This window comes from Mucilaginibacter sp. A5337 (assembly GCF_059690695.1).
Map to the genome: position 1 here is coordinate 876,672 of NZ_JCAWEC010000003.1, position 21,160 is coordinate 897,831.

Genomic DNA, 21,160 nt, shown 5'->3' on the forward strand with positions numbered 1-21,160 from the left:
GGCAGATCGTATGCTAAGCTGTTGTTATCAAAGAAAGTTTGCCACATTAAAGATCTGAATTCCCCAATGAATTTACTTTACTTGTTGGCTGATCAAGGAATCAATTTGTTTCGTAAGACATTCAAGATCGAATGGTTTGGCGACAAACGCATCCCAGCCGTAGTGTCCCAAAGAGTCGATAACCCGCTGGTGGGCTGATAGCATGATGACTGGGATATGTCCCGTTGTACGATGTTTCTTAAGCTGGGCGCAATATTCACCGCCGTTTATACCTCCTAACAGATAATCGAGCAAAACCAGGTCTGGTTGGTGTGCTTCGGTCAGGGCGATAATGTCGGTGACCGTGTCGTAAGCAGCTACTTCATAGCCGGCAGTGGTGAACCATTCGCTCAGGATTTCTAATATATCCTGATTGTCTTCCAAAATTAATATTTTTTTAAGTGTTTCGTTGAGTGCTTTATTCATTTAGTAACCACATTCGCGTTTGGAAAGCTATAACAATAAGCCGTAGGGTTTGTTTAAAAATCCAGATTGCCAAACCATTTTGTGGTGCAGGTGTTAAATTGGTCGGAATTATTCATCGGAATACTCCCATGTGTTGTATTATAAGGCAAAATTCTTTTCTTTCCGGGAAATTAATATTTTAGCCCTGCATCTGCTGAACCTGGTATATTAATCATGATGTCGGCCTGTGTGTGCTTAATTGCGATACAATTACAGGTAAGTGCCGGTTAAAAACGATATGCTTGATGGCTAAGAAGACAACTTACGATTCGGAATTTTGCGGCAGTCTGCCCCTGAACTACATCAATGTGATTCAATCTTACGGTTACCTGCTTGTCCTTGATCAGGTCAGTTTCCACATTCTCCAGCTCAGTGAAAATTGTACCGATTTGTTTCAGGAAGATTTTCATGAAATTACGGGTAAGGAATTGGGAAAGTTTGCTGATGTGGAACAATTAAAGGATTTGCAGCGACGCTTTGCCGGGCGTTCTAAAGAAAAAATCCCCCTGACGCTGAGCATCTCCGGCCGGCGGCTGTTGGCGCTCGCCCATTTCAAAGACGCTCTTATCATACTGGAGATCGAAGGCGCTGACCAGCCGGTTGAACGCTCTTTCACCAATGTTTATGAGGAAGTAAAATATGCCATGGCGGCTATCGAAGCTGCAGAGACGATAGAAGATGCCAGCCGGACAGCCGTCCATGAACTACGAAAAATAACCGGGTTTGACGGGGTAATGATGTACCGATTTGATGAAGATTGGAACGGAACGGTTATCGCAGAGGAGAAAGAAGGAGACCTTGAACATTATCTGGGGCATACTTTCCCCGCGTCGGATGTGCCTAAACAGGCGCGCGAGCTATATCTGAAAAATTCTTACCGGTTGATTCCCGACAGGGAATATCTGCCGGTACGGCTTTACCCCGTGATTAATCCGGTTACCAACGCTTTTATCGATCTTTCCGACTGCAATCTGCGCGGGGTAGCCGCCGTGCACCTGGAGTATTTGAAAAATATGAACGTGGATGCATCCATGTCCATACGCGTCATATACAATAATACGCTCTGGGGGCTGATCGCTTGCCATCACCAGACACCGCATTATTTAAATTTTGAGTTGTGTTCGGTATGTGAGTTGGTCTCTTCTGTGATTTCCAACCGCATAGCCGCAATCTTAAATAAGGATGTTTTCGAGCGGGAACGCGAACTGCAAAGGCAGCAAACCGGTTTGATAGCCCAGGTTTACGCAGCACAAGACGTGCTTGCCGGATTGATGCCTGAACAAGGCATCAATTTCATGGCCGCATTCCGGGCGACCGGAGCAATTGCCGTTTATCAGGGTATTTATCATGTTACAGGCGATGTTCCTGAAAAGGACACAGTTGAAAATTTATTGCTTTGGCTCCAAAACAAAAATACGGATGGTGTTTTTAGTACCGATCGACTGCCGGAGCTTTTTGACGAAATCGTCCCTTTTACAGCCATTGCCAGTGGCTTAATGGCGATCCCGATTGATAAAGAGCGCGGTGAATACCTGCTCGCATTCCGTCCTGAAGTGGTGCAAACGATCAACTGGGGCGGCAATCCGGGGAAAACGATCAATTTTGATCCTGACGGTACCAAGTACCATCCGAGAGCCTCCTTTAAAATATGGAAGGAACAAGTTTACCAAACTGCCGAGGCCTGGAATAAACAGGAATTGGATACGGCGGAAAACCTTCGCACATTTATTTATGAGTTCAAAACAAAACAAGCTAATTATAATTAACGCGTGGCCAGGCAGACCTTAACATTTTCTGAAGGAAGAGCAAACGACCGCTATATCGTGGCCATTGGGGCATCAGCAGGCGGCCTTGAAGCGATTCACGAATTTTTTGACCACATGCCTGACAATTCGGGGTTCACTTTTGTAGTTATTCAGCATTTGTCCCCGGATTACAAAAGCCTGCTCGCTGAATTGGTGTCCAAGCATACGCGCATGAAGGTTGTGGAAGCGGCTAATGACGAGAAGCTGCAGCGGAACTGTGTTTACATTATGCCGACAAAAAAATTGATGACCATTAAAGGAAATCAGTTGAAACTGGTGGATAAAGTAAAAGATAAGACACCCAACACCGCGATAGATACCTTCTTTTTCAGCCTGGCCAAAGAAAAGCGCGACAAAGCGGTTGCAATCATTCTTTCGGGCACGGGCACCGATGGGACCAAAGGTATAGAAGCAGTTAAAGAAGCTGGAGGCATGGTCATGGTACAGGAACCTGCATCGGCGAAATTTGACGGCATGCCCAACAGCGCTATTACTTCCGGCAACGCCGATTTTATTTTGCCGCCAGCTAAAATGCATCTGGAACTGCACCACTTCGTGCAGCAAAAATTTGCGCCCGAACTGGCACCGGATCAGTTGGACGACAACCTGATGAACGAATTGTTTCAGTTAGTTAGCCAGAACAGCGACCAGGATTTTAATTTATATAAAACGCCGACCATCCTCCGCCGAATCGCCCGGCGTATGGCTGCGGTGGAAGTCTCAAATATCAGGGACTACGTGGCGCTTCTTCACCAGGATGCTGGGGAAGTAACCTTACTTGCCAAAGATTTCCTGATTGGGGTCACCAAATTTTTTCGTGATAAAGCGGCATTCGAAGTATTGGCCAAAGACATTATCCCGGAACTGATCCGTCAAAAGCAGGAAGATGATTTGCTTAAAGTCTGGGTTTGTGCCTGCAGCACCGGGGAGGAGGCTTACTCTGTCGCGGTGTTGATCAACGATTGTTTAATGCAGGCCGGTAAGAACCTGGAGGTAAAGATTTTTGCGACCGACGTAGATGAGAAAAGCATCGAGATCGCCGGGAGGAATATTTATCCGCTGACAGTGGCTAAAGAAATACCTCCAGCCTTACTCAAAAAATATTTTGTAAAAGACCGCAAAGGCTATTCTGTTATTCCTTCTATCCGTAAACAGATCGTGTTCGCGCGGCACAATGTGATTAAGTCGCCGCCCTTCATTAAAAACGACCTGGTGACCTGTCGCAATATGTTGATCTATATGAATAGCCTCCTGCAACAAAAAGTGGTGGCTACGTTTCATTATGCACTTAATAATGGTGGTTTTTTGTTCCTGGGCTCCAGCGAGAATGCAGCCAGTATAAAGGAAGGAATAACCGAGATCAGCAGCAAATGGAAGGTCTATCAGAAATCGGGGACGATCAGTTACGGCCTGCATCATACCTACACGGCAGCTACGCCATCGTTGAAAGTACCGGAGAAAAAAGTGGCCAAACTTGTTTCGCAAGTAAAAACCATAGAACACGATTTCCTGGAGCTGGTCACCGAAGAATTTGATGCCGTTGCTATTTTTATTGACAAAAGCTTCACGGTCAGGGATACTATAGGTAATTACCGCAGGTACCTGAATTTACCTGAGAAAAAGCTGGACCTGAATATCCTCAACCTGGTAGGCCGCGATGTGGCGCTGTTATTGAATACCGCCATCCGCCGGGCATGGAAGGAGAATAAAAAGACTTATTTAAATAAAATCCGTGTTAAAAGGGAATCAGAGGAAATGTTCCTGCAGATCACTGTAAAACCTCCCGTGGACAATGGCTCCGACGCTCGCACCTTATTGATGTTCACGGAAACGCAGGCCGAGCCCGGAACAAAAGAAGGCATCGCTCTGCCGGTCATGGGAACAGCGCAACAGCAAGAGCATATTCTCGAAGTGGAAGCCGAACTGAACGAAACCCGCGCCAATCTGCAAATGGCGATGGAGGAGATGGAAACCACCAATGAGGAGCTGCAATCCAGCAATGAAGAATTGCTGTCGGCAAATGAAGAACTGCAATCAGGTAATGAAGAGCTGCAAAGCCTGAACGAGGAACTACATACACTGAACACCGAACATCAAGTCAAGATTCGCGAATTGGTTGAACTGAACGATGACCTGGACAACTATTTTAAGAGCACTGACATCGGCCAGATCTTTATCGACGCCGGCATGCGAATCCGTAAATTCAATCCGGCGGCCGTGAAGATCGTTAACCTGATCGACGCTGATGTAGGGCGACCGATCAGCCATATTTCCAGTAACATTCAATACGACCAGCTGGTGAATGATATCCATACGGTATTGTCAAATGAACGGGTAGTAGAAAAAGAAATCAGGGTAAAAGATGGTAAAAACTACCTGATGCGCATAATGCCTTACATCCGGAAAGATAGACAGCGGGATGGGGTGGTGATCACCTTTATTGATATTTCGGTGGTAACGGAGCTGAATAATATAATTTCCGGCGTATTCAATGCCAGCTCGGCTGCGATCCTCGCTTTCAAGGGAGAACGCAACCACAACGGCAAGATCACTGATTTCAAATGTATCGCTTATAACAGCGCTGCATTAGCTTTGTCGGAAAAGCAGGCGGAGCAGATGGATGAACAACCTTCTGTCAAGGCTTTCGCTGATCTGTATCAAACCATTACTTTTGAACAGTTTGCCAAGGTAGCGGAGGGCGGAAAGCCATTGCAAACCGAGCTTCAGACTGTTAACAATCAGTGGTATCAGGTTGTTACAGCTAAAATGGACGATGGCTTCGTGATTAGTCTGACGGATATAACCGACAGGCGCAATGCGGAACAAAAACTACGCAGGAATTATCACGAACTGATTACAGCCCGCGAGGGCCTGAAAACCTTAAACAATCAGTTGGAGGACCGGGTTTTTGAGCGTACACGCAAACTTACAGAAAGCGAAGAACGTTTCAACCTGGTTGCTAAGGCCACCAATGACACGATCTGGGACTGGAACCTGATCAATAATACCATGTGGCGCAGTGAAAACTTCACGCTCATGTTTGGCTATAAGCGCGACGACGAAACTAACAGTATCGGTTTCTGGTTCGATAAGATTCATCCCGATGACCGGCAGCGGGTGCAGGATGGCGTTTATAGGGCCATTAATCACCATGAAAAAAACTGGTCAGCAGAATATCGTTTCCTGAAAGCTGACGATACGTATGCTTATATACTTGACCGGGGGAGTATACTCGAAGATGAATTTCGTACACCTTATCGGCTGGTGGGATCAATCATTGATATCACCAAACAAAAAGAAACCGAAAATAACCTCATCAGAGCCCAGGCAGCGACGGAAGAACTAATGCGTAAAAAGGATGAGTTTATGAGCGTTGCGAGCCACGAATTGAAAACTCCGGTTACCAGTCTGAAAGGTTCGTTGCAAATTCTACAGCGCATGGCTGCCGGAATGGATAAGAAAGATCCAATGGTATCTTTCATCGACAAAGCTGAAAAACAAACCGGTAAACTTACGGTCTTGCTGGATGATCTGCTGGACGTAACCAAGATTCAGGAAGGCAAGCTGCAATTGAACTACGAGCGTTTTGATGCGATAGCTATGGTGCGTGAGAGTATTGAGGAGGTTCGGGCACAGGGTGGTGCCCATAACTTGGTGTTTGAATACGCGGAGAGGGCCGAGATTACTGCCGACCGGGCCCGCCTGGAACAGGTGATCAATAATTTTCTGACCAATGCCATCAAATATTCGCCCAATAATGATCGGGTTGAAATTCGATGCGGAATAGCCGGTGGGCAATTCTGCGTAAAGGTCAAAGATTTCGGAATAGGTATACCTGAGAATAAACGTGAATTTCTGTTTGACCGCTTTTATCGTGTGCAGGAATCATCCACGCACTTTGCGGGTTTAGGACTCGGATTGTACATTTGTTCAGAAATCGTCAGGCGGCATCACGGTAAGATAGGAGTAGAAAGTCAGGAGGGGAAAGGCTCAACGTTCTGGTTTAGTGTCCCCGTTCAAATTTAATAGTTCAGCTGTTTATAAAACCGGAGTTATTATTACCGGTTTGCATCCCGGAATATTATGTCTTCAGATAGGGCTCGGCTCGCTGATCAAAAGCAGGGGCCTGTTCAGGAATAATAAGATGACTTCGATGTAAACGCTATCGTTTGAGACTTCCCGGGCAGAAAAGGACGCCATGGCATTTTCGCTCTGACTTCGAACGGCCTAAATTTGGATGAACAAGTGTTTTGCGTGAACGATACAGACAAAGTATGCTGTCGGCTTGCCTGCCGCAGGATAAACAGGTCTCATGACGGCCTATACGAACCTGTGTTATTATAGCTAATTCTTAGTCGCCGGGACAATGTGGGCAGCAAGTTGGGCTTGAGGAATTTGTGGCGGGATTTAACAGCGGTGTCGCTGGCTGATCAATAATGATAAACCAGAGAGCGGGCGGAGATTTTGGAGAGCCGGTTGACCTGAAAGTTTGTTCGGAAAAAAGTACAGAAACAAGGGAAACCGTCCGTCTCGATCCTGTATAAAGATATGGCATGATATTATATGTCTGAATAGCGATCCAATGATCACGCGAATTTTTTACAGTTTACTTTGGCTATTCGAAAACACTTACCCCAGTTACTACTGATCTTCGGCCTCTCTATTCTGCTCGGCTTTGAGGGGTTTTTCAGTTACCGGTTACACGACCTATCGGCCAGGCAGGAAATGATCAAGCTGGATCATTCCACCGTCAACAATATTTCTTATGGCTTATTGTCCGTTGATCAATGGCGGGACGAGGTCTCGGGTATTGTCAACCGTCAGGTGAAACATTTCAAACTGACACCCAAACAAAAACAGGAATTACAAGCGGAGGTGGAATCGGTGCTTTACGCGCTCATCAACAAGGCCGAAGCAATGGTCGAAAAGAAACCCCAAAGCCTGGCCGGAAAGATCCGCAAACTGGCCATTAAGACTTTTGTCAAAACCGATAAGATCAAGGCGCAGGTTCCGGATTTCGCCAGGAAGATCATCGTCAAGGCTGACAACCCGAATCAAAAGAATAAGCTGAGCAACCTGGCGATGGGTAAATTTACCCAGCTGCAGCACACTGAAAGCATAGACAGTACTTTGCGGGTTAATCACGCCCTCTTTGACCGGATGTACCGCAAATACCAGGTTCATTCCAAAGAACAATTAAATGAAAAACTGGACCGGATGCTGGAAGAGATCCGTGTGGCTATGTATCATTACTGCTTCCTGATGCTCGGCTGTATCCTCGCTGTATTGGCTTTATGGTGGGTTTTGCGCAAGCGAACCGAACTGCATGGGACGCTGTTCATCCTGTCGTTGTTATTCGCTTTTGTATTACTGGCGGCGGGATTGAGCGCTTCGATGATCGAGGTGGACTGCCGGATCAAAACGCTGGATTTTATGCTGCTGGGTGAACACGTTTCCTTTAAAGACCAGGTCCTTTTTTATGAGAGTAAAAGCATTCTGGGCGTGGTAGAGGTCTTAATAAAACAACCCGCTGCCGATTCTATCGCGGTCGGTGTACTGATACTTTGCTTCAGTATCCTTTTTCCGGTTATGAAGCTTACATCTACAGGTATTCATTTATTGAGCAAGCGAAAAATAGCGGAAAATAAGGTGATCAAATACTTCGCTTTCCAGTCGGGAAAATGGAGTATGGCCGACGTGATCGTGATCGCCATATTGATGACCTATATCGGTTTGAACGGTCTTTTGGACAAACAGCTCGCGATGCTGAATATCCGCGGTCAGAACCTGACGCTGATCACTACCAATAACACGGCTTTGCAGCCCGGCTATATTATCTTTATCAGTTTCGTCTTGTACGGGCTGATCCTATCTACCATCCTGAAATACATTACCCCTCATGACAGCCATTAAAAAGAAATATACCATTTTAAATGTCATCCTGCTTGCCGGGCTTGGTGTGTTGCTGAGCGGGGCCGCTTATTCAGGTTACCGGCTGGCTAGTATTTCCACCGAACGCGAGCAGGTTAAAGAGGATTACAGCCTGTCCAACAGTGTGACCTTCGGTTTATTCTCCATCGACCAGTGGCGTGACCGGATCACCGATGTGCTGAGCAACCAGATACAGGATTATCATATCACGAAAACTCAGCAAAAAGATCTCCTGCTGATGGTTGAAAAGGAAATGCATGAACTGGTGAGTAAAACGGTAGCCGAGATCAACCAGCCGCAGAAAGGACTGGGCGGCAAGTTGAAAAAACTGGCTTTTAATACATTGGTGGACTCTGCCGAACTACAGGCCCAGGTCAGGCCTTTTGCCAAAACCATTGTGGCCAAAATCAGCAGCCCGGAGAGCGAAAAACGCCTGAAAAACATTGCCGGAAGCAAGGTAGACCAGTTGACGAGCCAGATCTATGACAGTGTGAGTGTGGCCAATTACACAGTCACCAAATATGTCTATAAAAAATACAAGGTGTCTGATCCGGTCACGTTTAACCAGCGTATTGATCAAAGGCTCGCTGTCCTGAAAATACAACTCATCCAATACGTTTGCGTGATGCTGGGCTGCGTACTGGCGGCCCTGGTATTGTGGTTTACCCTGCGCAAGCAGGTGCACCTGCAAACACCCTTATTCATTTTCGCATTATTGTTCGCGTTCGTGATGCTCGTTACCGGCAGCCTGTTACCGGTCATCGAGGTGGATGCGCGTATCCAGTCGCTGGATCTGGAATTGCTGAACGGTAAAGTGGAATTTAAGAACCAGGTACTTTTTTACCAGAGCAAAAGTATTTTAGGGATCGTTGAAACCCTCATCGCGCAATCCAAACCCGATGCCATTTTGGTTGGGGCGCTCATTTTGCTGTTCATACTGATCCTGCCCTTATTGCGCCTGATCGCCAAATGCATATACGTACTTAGCCCCAAAAAGACAGGCCGTAAGGGCATCGTCCGCTACCTGACCTTCGAACTGGGTAAATGGGACATGTCCGATGTGATGATCGTCGGTATGCTGATGACCTATATCGGTCTGAACGGCATCCTGAAAAGCCAGCTGTTCGGCTTGAATATCCACAGCGCATTGTTAAACGTGGTCACGGCGAACGGTACCTCATTGCAGCCGGGCTATTTTATATTCGCAGGCTATGTGTTGTTCGCCGCCCTGCTTTCTTATATTTTAAAACAGGTTTCACCCCATGACGGGATTTGAAAGCTTCGCATAACATACAGCGCCGAACATTTCAGAATGGCGGTCAGCCTCGGTTCCCACACCAGATGAGTTTATATATAGGTGAAAGCTCATCAGCAGTTCTATTTTTTGTTTATTAGTCTTATGGAGGCACCAGCTTATCAGTTAGCATCGGCCTGTTTATACGCCATGTGCAGCTCGCTTCTTTAGACACAGAAGTCATTTAGCCGGGATCGCTGGTCAAGTTTGAGGATACGCTGGCACGATCGCAATCTCGGAAACCAACGCATCACAGGTTACTAATATCAGGAGGTTCAGCTAATGGCGGTTATGCGAACGCTGAAAAAAGTATTCAGATTTTTCGCTCTTCACCGACCTTTTTAATGACAGGATTGTATCTGCGGTGTTTACGCTCAGAAGTTCATTGTTCAGGTGTAATTTCCGCTGCTATCTTTTTAAGGTCTTCCTTATTAATTATGGTCTTCTTTTCGTAGTGTTCCAAATGAAAGTTTTCCAGCTTTTGTAAAAGATATTGTAACGTGAATTTCTCACTGATAGTTAATCTGCCGGTGATGATCGTACCCACATAGCTGGTATGTTCGAATATCTGAAATAATAGTATTTTCCCCTTATCCGTAATGGCAATATGTTTACTTCTTTTATCCTTTTCATCGTCCCATTGTCTTACCAAACCGTGGGCGATCAAACGTCTGAGCACCTCCGTACCCGATGTTTTTTCCTGTAGATTATAGCTGATCAGTTCACTTTTTGACAAGTGGGTATGCGTTAAAAGGATCGCAAGGGCGGTAAAATCCTCGGCGGTTTGCAGGGGCGTGCCTTCCAGTGCTTTTTTTATATAAGATTTCGCGTAGCGGCTCATGAAGACAAATAGGCGTCCGATATTATTATCGAGTTGATAGGCGATGTCCAAAGCGGCGTTGTCGTTGTCGCCAAACCTGACCTCACTGCTATGATTGCGGCCGGAGGGCCCAGCAACTTTATTCAGCAGAAAACCTGTAAAATCCTGTATCGATGCTTCCCGTCCCTGGTTCTCTTCTTCCATTTCGGCCACAAGATTGATCAGTTGATGAATAAGTTGGTATGATTTCATGCGTCGGTAAATTTAAGCGTATCAGTTCATAGTTCAAATTTAGCCTCTTTTAATGAGTTCCGGTTTTTGTGTTTTGAACGCAGCGTATGCTGTTCGGTAATTTTTTTTTGCGTCACCATGCGGTTTGAGGCTTTTAAGCAGGTTGAGTGTTTTGATCAGCTTGAGTTTGTATAGGGGCAGTTCAGGTGCATTGATGGCAAGCATGTCTGCTACCTCTTTACCGAGGAGGTATCGCATTAAACCCAATATGTCATTGGCCGTAGCGCTGCTTTTATTAACCGAGAGAATATGATTGGTCAGGGATTGTGCCAATTCCCGTCCATGGACGGAAACAGAGAATTGCCTTCGTTTAATTATAATATTCAATTGCTGAGCCATTTTGGAATTTTCAGGGATCAGGTCTTCATCTAATCCGGACAAGTAACCTACCACTGCCCAGATATGCATAAACGCTACCTGATCTTCCTGGCTTACGCTGTAACCGAGCATTCGTAACCCGCGAATTACGATCAGCGAAAATGACAGGTTTGTTCCGGCCATGTCTTCCTGGTTAATGGGCAATCCCCAGCTATCGTTCCATTTTCCGCTTTGCAGCGTGTAGTAACGAACGGCCGCATGCATTATCCTCACTTTTAAAATTTCTTCAAAAGCGCTTCCGTTTTTACTGAAAGCATCCGGCCCCATTACTTCCCAAACAAAAACAGCGGTATCAAAAAGCCTTTTGGTGGTTTGCTTGCGGATCAGTTCTGACAAGTATAGCACCATTGCGCCATTGGCTGCGTTATAACAATAGGGTAATGATAACAACCCGAGTAAACTCATAATGATCTCTGAATGCTGGGCAAAGAAAACAGCGCCGGTTTTCATCAGCCGTGGCTGTGCCCATGTGGGCAGTTCCGTAGCTTTATCAATAAAGGCAAAACCCGGAAAGGTATCTTGTATTAAATTCAAGTGTAAAGTACCAGAAGCGCCACTCATCCAGTCCTGTAATTGCTTTTTCTTTGCCGGATCGCTAAAAACATAACGTATAAATTCATCCGCCTGCGCGTCGCCGAGCAGCCGTTTACGGTCTAAAAGTTCATTGCTATATAAATTATGATTCAGCATTAACACATGGTATTTATCATGGCCTCTGCAGCCAGCCTGCCACTTTTCATAGCCGCATTAATCGAGCCATTCATCAAATAATCACCACAGGTGAAGCATTGGGCATTTACCGACATGGTTGTATAATCAGGTTCATTAGTTATGTGGTCGTCATTGGGCAGTGCATAATCAATATGGTAGGTTTTTAAATGCTTCCAGCTGACGGCTTCGGGATACCAGAATTTCAATTCGTTAACCACATTTTCCCGGAGTTCGTTTTGGTTGGCTTTAGAATGATCCCCGATCAGCGACAGTGAAATTAAAGTATCACCGTTTTTAGAATACCGAGTGGAAATACGATCCATTACCGCTATGTTATTTACGATTTTTCCCGGTAATGTATTTAAAGCTATAAGAGGCTTTTCAAACGGTCTTTTTTTAGCGGTGAAATACATATTGCTAACGGAGTGGTGTTCAATTTTCGAATTTCTATTACCTATGGGGGAATGTAGAGGATCGGTAGCGATCAAAACATAGTTAGCCTGATATACAACCCCATCTGTTGTTGTCACCGAGCCGCCATTAACTGCTGATACATTTTGATGAAACAGCAGTTCCTGTGAAGAAAGGCATTCGGCAAGTTGTTTAGGTATCATGCCCATTCCTTTGGATGGGACAGCAGCATTGCCTTCGCTAAACATTTTAAAAACAAACTCAAACATTCTGCTGGAAGTACTTAGCCTGCCTTCGAGAAATATTCCTGTCATAAAAGGCCGGAAAAACTGGTTCATGATCGTTCCGCTAAAACCTTCCTTTTTCAGGTATTCTGTAGTGGTGATCTCCGGTTCTGAAAATATCTCATCTATACTTTTACCAGCCAATTTTAGTTTTAACCGGAGCATGCGTAATTTATCAGTAAATGTAGCGGCTGAAGACAACAAAGTGCTCACTAACGAACCTGGCTGCCTGGCTGGATCACCTAAAGTAGTGATACCATCCCTGTTCATAATAATTGCGCCAGGATCGAATTTGCAAAGTTCCAGCGCCTTATAGTCTAATAAGTTTTTGGCCTCGGGATAAGCCGTTAAAAAAACCTGGAACCCACGGTCAAGCAGGAAACCCTCGATTTCATCTGTCCGTACCCGGCCACCCACGCCATCAGAGGCTTCCAGTAGGAGTACAGATTTTCCAGCAGCCTTCAATATTTTGGCGGCCGTTAAACCTGCGATACCTGCGCCGATTATGATCACTTCAGCATCTTTTTTCATTGCTCAGCATTTGGTTTAATGTTAGTGCCTGATAAGTGCGGCTCAACGCCAGGCTTGGCATATGCAAGTTTTCCGACAGCTTTCGGCAGATAATAAGTATCCAACCCGGCTACCGTAATGGTTTCTGCTTTACCGTGATCTATCGTTCCATTTGGCCCGATCAGGCTATCTTCTGTTAGTATGTGTAGGATTTCACCGATTACAATCGTTGTTCCATTAACTTCCAACTCGATCATCTCACGCAGTTCGAGTCCCGTCCTTATGTTGGATGCTGCAACAAAAGGTGCTTTGAAATCTTTTAAATAATGCTTTTTGAAATGGCAGGTGTCAAATTCTGAAACGCCGGAAGGATAACTGGCACTGGTTTGGTGTGCCTGTTTATACCAGTCAGGCAATACGTTATTAAGGGTATATTGGCCTGTTGACCTTATGTTGCGCAGGGTGTCATTGTGCTCACGTTCTGGTCGGATAACCATCCCAATGAGCGGCGGGTTGGCACCCAAATGGAAAACAGAACTGATGATACACAGGTTGGAGATACCATCTCTGCTGCTTGTGCCCAGAAGATTGAGCGCGCGGTAGCCTATTAGGCTATTGATTAGGCTTGTACGGTATCGCTTTTCCAGCTGATAGATCTGTTCGCTTTTTATATGCTGCATATCAACTTGTTTTCAATTTACCTAAGCCGCCATCTAAGCCAATAACCTGCCCTGTCATCCAGTTGCTATGGTCCGATAATAGGAATGCAATAAGTCTGCTGATATCTTCGGGGCGACCAGTTTTTCCTAAGGGATGACGTTTAGCAGCGGCTTCCCTTTTTTCAGGTGTGCTCAACAGCGTTTGAGCGAGCGGCGTATCTGTTAATGAGGGCGCCACCACGTTAACCCTGATCTGCTGGATAGCAAGCTCTGCTGCTAAAGAAAGAGCCATACCTTCAACTGCACCTTTTGCCGCTGCTATACTTGCATGGTAAGGCATGCCTGTTTTGGCAGCGACAGAGCTGATCAACACGATAGATGAACCGGCGGCATTTTTTATAGGCTTAATAGCTTGCTGGATCATTCGTGCTGCACCTAAAACATTCAGATGGAAATCCTTCAAAAAGTCTTCGGCAGTCAACCTGTTGTACGGTTTCAGGGTGATGCTTCCAACCGAATAAACCAGGCCATGCAATTGCTCAGGAAGGTACATTTCTACCACATCCAAATTTTCTAAAACGTCGGCTTTTAAAAAATGTATATCTTCCGGCCACTCGGCTGATGCCGATCTTGATATCGTATAAATATTGGCTTGCTGCTGATGAAGCAATTTAATCAGCGACAGGCCGATGCCGGAACTGCCGCCGACTACCAGGATATTTTTTCCGTTGAAATTCATGATCCGATATACCTTAAAAATTCATTCTTAGTTTCGATATTTAAAAACTGCCCGCTGTATTCACCTGTAAGCGTGGTGCTGCCTGCGTCCCGAATGCCACGGCTGGATACGCAATGATGGTGCGCGTCTATGATAACCGCTACATCTTCCGTGCCCAATGCTTCTTTGAGCATATTGGCTATCTGCATGGTGAGTCTTTCCTGCACCTGCGGTCTTTGCGAACAATACTGAACAATCCTGTTAAGCTTTGATAAACCGATCACCTGCCCGTTACTGATATAGGCAACGTGGGCTTTACCTACAATAGGTACAAAGTGGTGCTCACAGTTACTAAATACAGCAATATTCCGTTCCACCAGCATCTGGTTATAGTTGAATGGATTTTTGAATAAGGTGGGTTTGGGTTTATTAGCAGGGTTCAAGCCGCTGAAGATCTCCTTCACGTACATTTTAGCCACCCGCTTAGGCGTGTCTTTCAAACTGTCATCTTCCAGATCCATCCCCAAAGTTTCCATGATCGCTGTAAAATGTTTGGCAATCAGTTCCATTTTGGTATCATCGTCCAGTTCAAAAGCGTCAGGACGGAGAGGTGTGTCAAAGGCAGCATTATAATGATCCTGCTCCAGATCGGTTACCACCCGCGCTAAAGTTAAGTCATTCAATATTTCGTTTTTTATCATGAAATTGTTTTAACATAAGTTAAAGAGCTTTTGCTATTTATCGCCTTTCTCTGATTTTTAAACCAAGGGTAAAACCTCGCGCTTAAACCTGTATAGATCATTACATTTAGTATGATCAAGTCCATTCCATAAAAGATATCCTCAACGGGAATGGTCAAAATACGTAAGCCTATAATATGTGCCGGGTTGTACCAAACTACCGGGTTTTCCAGGCCCGTGCCAGTCAGCAAACCATTCACAATGAGAAAAGGAAGTAATAATAGCAAGTAAGTATTATAAAACATTGACAGCCAGCTTGCTTTTAAAATAAACTGCGCGGTAAAAAGTAAGATAGCTAAAGCAGCGAAAGTGTAACACGTGTAATGTTGTTTATGAGACCAGATTGCCATAAATAAAGAAAAGGCTATTAGTAATGAACTAATGTTAATCTGATAACGGGCAAATATGTTTTTTTTGAGCATTGCATTTAAGCAAGCATAAGTGAACACGCATGAGTAAGGGATACAAAAAAAGAACAACACTTCTTCGACAGGCAAGTTACCCATGTAGATGCCTATGAGGTAAACAGGATTAAATCCCCATATTTTTAAGTGAGTGAAATACATATCCCAGGAAATAAATACTGCCCCTGTTATGAACATTGCCGGGAAAAGTGAACGCCAGTTTTTATAAAATTTCAGGCTGGGGTGAAATGAAAAAAGAAAGGGCACCAGCACCGAAAAAAGATCGATCAGCAGATAGATAAATCTCATGCCGGGTTGTTTTTTGAAGTGTTACGGAAATATTTCCGGGATACCCATAACATACCAAAGCTTTCGCCGTCATATTTACCCGTATGCTTATGGTGCATTTTATGCGCCCGGCGGATGGCTTTCAGGTAACGGTTCTCTGAATTACGCAGCACTTTTATGCGCTGATGGATAAACAGGTCGTGTACAAAAAAGTAACAAGCGCCATAAAGCGTGATGCCTATGCCGATACAAGTGCATACCGGCAAACGATATAGTGTTCCTGCTGCAAGACAGGCAATGCCTGGAAGCGCGAAGATCAGGAAGAACAAGTCATTACGTTCCAGAAAGCCGTAATGTTCTTTCAGGTGGTGATCACGGTGCAGCGGCCAGAAAATACCATGCATCACATATTTGTGGGTTAGCCACGCCACACCTTCCATTCCTGAAAATGAAGATAATATAATCGCAATGTTAATGAGCAATTTCATTTTAAATAATTTGACGATAGATTTCCAATACTTTTTCCAGGCATATTTTAAACCAGGCTGTATATTGCTCGGGCTGTTCCAATAATTCAAAAATCAACAGATCGGTATCTATATACCTGAAACCTGCCACTTCTGCAGGATTGGGCAACGGTAACTCATCACTAATGCCCATAAAAACATGGTCGTATTCATTTTCGATTAACCCGTTCGCAAATTCATGACGATAGCTGAACTGAAATAACTCGGTCAGTTCACAATCCATTCCCATTTCTTCCCGCAAACGTCTATGAGCGGCATCCGGCGTAAATTCATCTGCACGCGGATGACTGCAGCACGTGTTAGTCCAAAGTCCGCCGGAATGGTATTTATTCAACGCTCTTTGCTGAAGCAGCAACTGGCCTTTGCTGTTGAATACAAAAACGGAGAAGGCGCGGTGCAGCGTTCCCGATATGTGAGCCTCCATCTTATCTATTTCACCAATAGCGTTACCGGCTGTATCAACTATAATTATGTTATCTTCCAATTGTTATTTATTTAGGTTACTAGATCTTTCATCATGGATTAAAGCACATTCAACTTGTACCTTACCAGTGAATCAAACATTAAATAAAACTTGTGCCCGTTTGATACCCGTATCCTTTCCGACATTACTTTTTCGGCCGGTACTTTCGCTATTTTCCCGAATAGTTTCTTATAATAAACGTAAGCCAGGTAAACACCCTTGCGGCAGGAACGTGGCAACTCCCTGATCCCTTCCAGGGCTTCGTTAAGTTCTGAAAGAATATCCTGTTCTATAGCACGCTTGTTCTCGTCTGAAAATGCAGACAGGTCAACATCCGGAAAGTAGGTGCGATTCAGTTGCTCATAGTCAGCGTTTACATCCCTGAGAAAATTGACTTTTTGAAAAGCCGATCCCAATTTCATCGCAGGGATTCTCAAGCGCTCAAATTCGGCCTGATTGCCATTGGTGAATACGTGCAGGCACATCAGTCCGACTACCTGGGCAGAACCCATTATATATTGCTGGTATTTTTCTGCATTATAAGATTGTTCACCAAGGTCCATCTCCATGCTGTTCAAAAACTGTATGATCAGGTTGTGATTGATTTTGAATTGGTTGACAACCTGTTGAAATGAATTAATTACCGGGTTAATACTGATGCCACGCTCGATAGCGGTAAAGGTGTCAGCCTTTAACTCTGCCAGCATAAGTGATTTTGGATAATTATGGAAACTGTCCACGATTTCGTCGGCTAATCTTACAAAGCCGTAAATCGCGTGTATGGGATGACGTACCTCCTTGTTAAGAAATAATATCCCCAGGGAGAAGCTGGTACTGTAAAGCCGGGTTGTTTCCCTGCTGCACGTAGCAGATAAGATATCAAATCGTTCTTTCATTTATGGTTAAGATATTGTATTAGCAATTGAGCGGAAACCTTACCCGAAATAATTGAAGGTGGTACTCCCGGCCCTGGAACGGTAAGTTGCCCGGCATAAAAAAGGTTCTTTACCTTTTTATTTTTGATGGAAGGTTTAAGGTGCGCGGTTTGCATTAATGTGTTGGCCAGGCCGTAAGCATTCCCTTTAAAGGAATTGTAATCTGTCTTGAAATCTTTTACACAGTAGCTTTTCTTATAGTCAAGCGCGGTTCTGATCGATACACCAGTATAATCTTCCAAACGTTCCATAATTAACCCGAAATATTCCGTTCTCAATGCTTCGGTATCTGCTATACCCGGTGCAAGCGGCATGAGGATGAATAGATTTTCATGTCCGTCGGGGGCTACACTATCGTCTGATTTTGAGGGGCAGCAAACATAAAAAAGCGGTTTTGTCGGCCATTTTGGGTCTTTGTAAATTTCTGTCGCATGCAGCTTTAAATCCGCATCAAAAAACAAAGTGTGGTGTTCCAGTTTTTCGATCTTAAGATTTACACCTAAAAAGAAGATCAGGCTCGAAGGAGCCATTATCCTTTTTTCCCAGTAGTCGGCACTATAGTTCCTGTTGGCTTCATCAAGTAATTGTTGCTCCACATGATGATAGTCTGCCGATGCAATAACGCCATCGTAATCGCTCTCGCCATGTTTGCTGCCTGCCTTTTTGATCTTTTGCTTCGCAACCTGCAGATGGCTTACCGGTGAATTGGTATGAAAAACAACTCCCTGCGCTTCGCATACTTTTTGCATCGCTTCGATGACTTTACCAAATCCACCTTTAGGGTACCAGGTGCCAAGTTTAAGCCCCGCATAATTCATCAGGCTGTATAAGGCCGGGGTATCTTCCGGCATCGCGCCCAAAAAAAGCACCGGAAATTCCATCAGGGTGATTAAGCGCGGATCCTTGAAAAACCGCCGTACATGTTTGGCGAAAGAGTTGAATACCTGTAGCTTAAATGCGCCTTTAATAAGATCCCAGTCGGCAAATTCCAATAAAGACAATCCGGGTTTGTGTACCAGCTTATTCATGCCTGTGCGATATTTATAGGCTGCTTCTTCTAAGAAAAGTTTAAGCTGGATGGAACTTCCGGGCTCTATCGATTCAAACAGCGTCTCTAAAGCAGCGTAGTCCGCAGGTACATTTAACACATCGCTTTTTCCGAAGACAATAGTGAACCCGGGATCAAGTTGTTTCAATTCATAAAAATCGGACGCTTTATAACCGAAATCATTGAAGAAGTTCTCAAACACTTCCGGCATCCAGTACCAGCTCGGACCCATATCAAACGTGTAACCTTCCTCAACCATTTGACGGGAGCGGCCTCCTATTTCAATGTTTTTTTCATAAACATTGACGCGGTGTCCTGCTTTGGCTAAATAGGCAGCTGCACTCAGGCCGGAAAATCCGGAACCTATCACAGCGACAGAAGATTTTTTTCCAGGAATAGTGTGATCAATATGATTTGGCTTTAACATTTGGTATTTAAGGAAACAGGTTAATTTGAATTCTTAAGTCAAATATAATTCAATTATATACTATATTTTCGTAAATAGTATATTTTTGTATTAATTCAGAAAGGTTTTAAATTACCTTTTCCGAAAACATTATGAAACACGTCTTTCGACTTCTTCTTTCTTATTTAGTGATTATTTTTCAGATTTAATTTTATTCGTCATCTTCTTCGTCTCTTTGCGTGTTTGTTAAACTAATTCACATATTATTAATTATTGCAGTAATTTCATTGGTGCTGGGAATCCTACGTAGGGATACGACCGTGGTTTAATCAAAGGTATTATAAGCCGGTCCACCCAGAGCCGGCTTATTAAAAAAAAAATACCTGTAATAATTCGCCTGCTATGCAGTCTGTATATCTTGGCTGCTTGCAGTCGAAGGTCATTTCTCCCCGTAATTTATATTATTAACTACAGTCTTTCACTTCAGGTGCCCCCGGAAGCCTTTAAGAATAAATTTCCTGCCGCCCTTACCTGATTTGGGAGCATATTCGAGGATCAGATTAACGGAAACTTTTTTGGGCAGCAATAACGAGTATATACGTCACTGTAAGCGATAACTAAAAACACTATTATGCTGAGAAATTGGTCATTCCGTATAATAGGCTGCAGCGTTCTGTTCGCACCAACCAATGTCCAAAGTGAGTGAAGGCATTTTTAATTAACCGGCAACCGTCAGTGTCCGTTTCAAAAAGTAAAAATAGTAGCGACTTTTCAAAATTCATCGCCTTGGCATGGATAAATTTACCTTAGCACCTGAGCAACGGATGATACATAGCCGCGCCTGGATATAAGAATTTTCTTAATGACCTTCTTTTTGATTGTTGAGGTAACCATACAAAACCAAATCCGCAGGGAGAACGTAAATATATCTGCACTTACGTATTGTTATGGTTACTGAGGAGCTTGTTGCAGCCCGGATAAAAAATATTAGGATAGCTAAAAATTACAGCCAGTTGTATGTAGCTTATAAGATGAAAATTTCCCAAAACACTTTCAGTAAAATAGAACTTGGAAACGTGAAACTTACACTTAAAAGGCTAATTGAGATAGCGAATGTTCTTGAAACTTCGCCGGCAGATTTGGTTAGATGTGATGAAGATATCTTTCTCTCTGTTAAACGATAAATGAAGCATGCTAGGTTAAATATTTGCCTCAATAATTTAATTGGGCTTCTTAGTTATTATTTACAAGTTTATCGCGAATCGAGTTAATTAAAATCAGTCGGAAAACGATAACACATGAATTATTCTTCATCGGTAAAAGGAACATTTTACAAGTGCCGACTCAGAGCCGGCACTTGTAAAAAATGCAGAGAAGTTACCCGACGAGGGAATTGTTCCGCAACTTCGGGACAACCTGAAGAACTGCACCCATCAGTGTGTTGCCCATACCTGAAAGCAGATTGAAAGGTTATTATTGCTGCCATCGTTAGAGGGACAAAAAAGAGTCATAGCAAATTTTATGGACGCATGTAACCGTGAAAAGATTGTCTCGAGCTAGTTAATATGTTCAGCTTGTCCCATTAATTAGTGGGGGAAGACTGGTAAATAACAGCTAATCGCGATTTGGAAACATAATGGACCATTAATCTGCATGATTTTTGTCATAAATTACTTACTATCCCGAACAGATAGTCCCAAAAAAGGTTAGAAAATAGGCAGGAACTGATTTTACAGATTTAAGTAAATCATTTTCCAGAATTGATTGGTATCTAATGACTTCAACGAAAATAATGTAGTTACAGGTTTTTACCGTTTATCTCCGATTTGTCACTGTACTTTGCCACTAGGAATCCGTCTTGGCAACTTATAACCGGGGATCACAAATTCATCCATTTAAAGTCAGCATAGTAAGTTTATAAAACAAATTTAAGAATGAAGACAATAGATGAAATTGTTAAAATGATTCGCCGATATTCAATATAACCGCGCTGTAGCCTTTACTGAAAGCGTAATCAATACCGATATTGGTAT

Annotated in this window: 17 protein-coding genes; 5 read left to right on the plus strand and 12 right to left on the minus strand. The window is 44.0% G+C overall.

The window, feature by feature from the left end:
• Positions 1-72 precede the first annotated feature (72 nt).
• Positions 73-465, minus strand: coding sequence for a response regulator (locus AC59JO_RS13675; protein ID WP_413666731.1), 393 nt, complete (start codon positions 463-465; stop codon positions 73-75).
• 284 nt (positions 466-749) lie between these two features.
• Here AC59JO_RS13675 and AC59JO_RS13680 point away from each other — a divergent pair, with 284 nt between their 5' ends.
• The 4 genes from AC59JO_RS13680 (at position 750) to AC59JO_RS13695 (ending at position 9,516) form a co-directional block, all read left to right on the plus strand.
• A complete protein-coding gene (locus AC59JO_RS13680; protein ID WP_413666732.1) occupies positions 750-2,270 on the plus strand; it encodes a GAF domain-containing protein in 1,521 nt (506 codons plus the stop codon).
• Positions 2,271-2,273: 3 nt separating this feature from the next.
• On the plus strand, positions 2,274-6,335 hold the full coding sequence (locus AC59JO_RS13685) for a chemotaxis protein CheB (RefSeq protein WP_497305928.1): 4,062 nt from the start codon (positions 2,274-2,276) through the stop codon (positions 6,333-6,335).
• Between the two features lie 798 nt (positions 6,336-7,133).
• Positions 7,134-8,222, plus strand: a complete 1,089-nt coding sequence (locus AC59JO_RS13690; RefSeq protein WP_497305930.1) for a paraquat-inducible protein A — start codon at positions 7,134-7,136, stop codon at positions 8,220-8,222.
• Entirely contained in the window at positions 8,209-9,516 is a 1,308-nt protein-coding gene (locus tag AC59JO_RS13695) for a paraquat-inducible protein A (RefSeq protein ID WP_413666735.1), read from the plus strand. Before AC59JO_RS13690 ends, AC59JO_RS13695 begins: the two co-directional genes overlap by 14 nt.
• Positions 9,517-9,916: 400 nt before the next feature.
• Here the strand turns inward: AC59JO_RS13695 and AC59JO_RS13700 are convergent, their stop codons facing one another.
• Genes AC59JO_RS13700 through crtID form a run of 11 tightly spaced genes read right to left on the minus strand, consistent with a single transcriptional unit; the run spans position 9,917 to position 19,148 of the window.
• Entirely contained in the window at positions 9,917-10,606 is a 690-nt protein-coding gene (locus AC59JO_RS13700) for a MarR family winged helix-turn-helix transcriptional regulator (protein ID WP_413666736.1), read from the minus strand.
• A gap of 39 nt (positions 10,607-10,645) precedes the next feature.
• Entirely contained in the window at positions 10,646-11,713 is a 1,068-nt protein-coding gene (locus AC59JO_RS13705; protein WP_413666737.1) for an oxygenase MpaB family protein, read from the minus strand.
• Positions 11,713-12,960, minus strand: a complete 1,248-nt coding sequence (locus AC59JO_RS13710) for an NAD(P)/FAD-dependent oxidoreductase (RefSeq protein WP_413666738.1) — start codon at positions 12,958-12,960, stop codon at positions 11,713-11,715. Before AC59JO_RS13710 ends, AC59JO_RS13705 begins: the two co-directional genes overlap by 1 nt.
• Complete coding sequence (locus AC59JO_RS13715) at positions 12,957-13,619, minus strand: flavin reductase family protein (protein ID WP_497305933.1); 663 nt, start codon at positions 13,617-13,619, stop codon at positions 12,957-12,959. The genes AC59JO_RS13710 and AC59JO_RS13715 overlap by 4 nt, the downstream gene beginning before the upstream one ends.
• Before the next feature lies 1 nt (position 13,620).
• On the minus strand, positions 13,621-14,337 hold the full coding sequence (locus AC59JO_RS13720; protein WP_413666740.1) for an SDR family NAD(P)-dependent oxidoreductase: 717 nt from the start codon (positions 14,335-14,337) through the stop codon (positions 13,621-13,623).
• Positions 14,334-15,017: a GTP cyclohydrolase I FolE gene (gene folE, locus AC59JO_RS13725; RefSeq protein WP_413666741.1), complete on the minus strand. Its 684-nt coding sequence runs from the start codon at positions 15,015-15,017 to the stop codon at positions 14,334-14,336. Before folE ends, AC59JO_RS13720 begins: the two co-directional genes overlap by 4 nt.
• On the minus strand, positions 15,014-15,769 hold the full coding sequence (locus AC59JO_RS13730) for a lycopene cyclase domain-containing protein (protein WP_413666742.1): 756 nt from the start codon (positions 15,767-15,769) through the stop codon (positions 15,014-15,016). The genes folE and AC59JO_RS13730 overlap by 4 nt, the downstream gene beginning before the upstream one ends.
• Complete coding sequence (locus AC59JO_RS13735) at positions 15,766-16,236, minus strand: sterol desaturase family protein (RefSeq protein WP_497305936.1); 471 nt, start codon at positions 16,234-16,236, stop codon at positions 15,766-15,768. The genes AC59JO_RS13730 and AC59JO_RS13735 overlap by 4 nt, the downstream gene beginning before the upstream one ends.
• 1 nt (position 16,237) lies before the next feature.
• Positions 16,238-16,759 (minus strand): isopentenyl-diphosphate Delta-isomerase, encoded by a 522-nt coding sequence (idi, locus tag AC59JO_RS13740; RefSeq protein ID WP_497305938.1) that lies wholly within the window; start codon positions 16,757-16,759, stop codon positions 16,238-16,240.
• Positions 16,760-16,797: 38 nt separating this feature from the next.
• Positions 16,798-17,634 (minus strand): phytoene/squalene synthase family protein, encoded by an 837-nt coding sequence (locus AC59JO_RS13745; RefSeq protein WP_091221228.1) that lies wholly within the window; start codon positions 17,632-17,634, stop codon positions 16,798-16,800.
• Positions 17,631-19,148 (minus strand): bifunctional phytoene desaturase/3,4-desaturase, encoded by a 1,518-nt coding sequence (crtID, locus tag AC59JO_RS13750; protein ID WP_413666746.1) that lies wholly within the window; start codon positions 19,146-19,148, stop codon positions 17,631-17,633. Before crtID ends, AC59JO_RS13745 begins: the two co-directional genes overlap by 4 nt.
• A 926-nt stretch (positions 19,149-20,074) precedes the next feature.
• Between crtID and AC59JO_RS13755 the strand changes: the two genes are divergently transcribed.
• Positions 20,075-20,311 (plus strand): helix-turn-helix domain-containing protein, encoded by a 237-nt coding sequence (locus AC59JO_RS13755; protein ID WP_413666747.1) that lies wholly within the window; start codon positions 20,075-20,077, stop codon positions 20,309-20,311.
• Positions 20,312-21,160 lie beyond the last annotated feature (849 nt).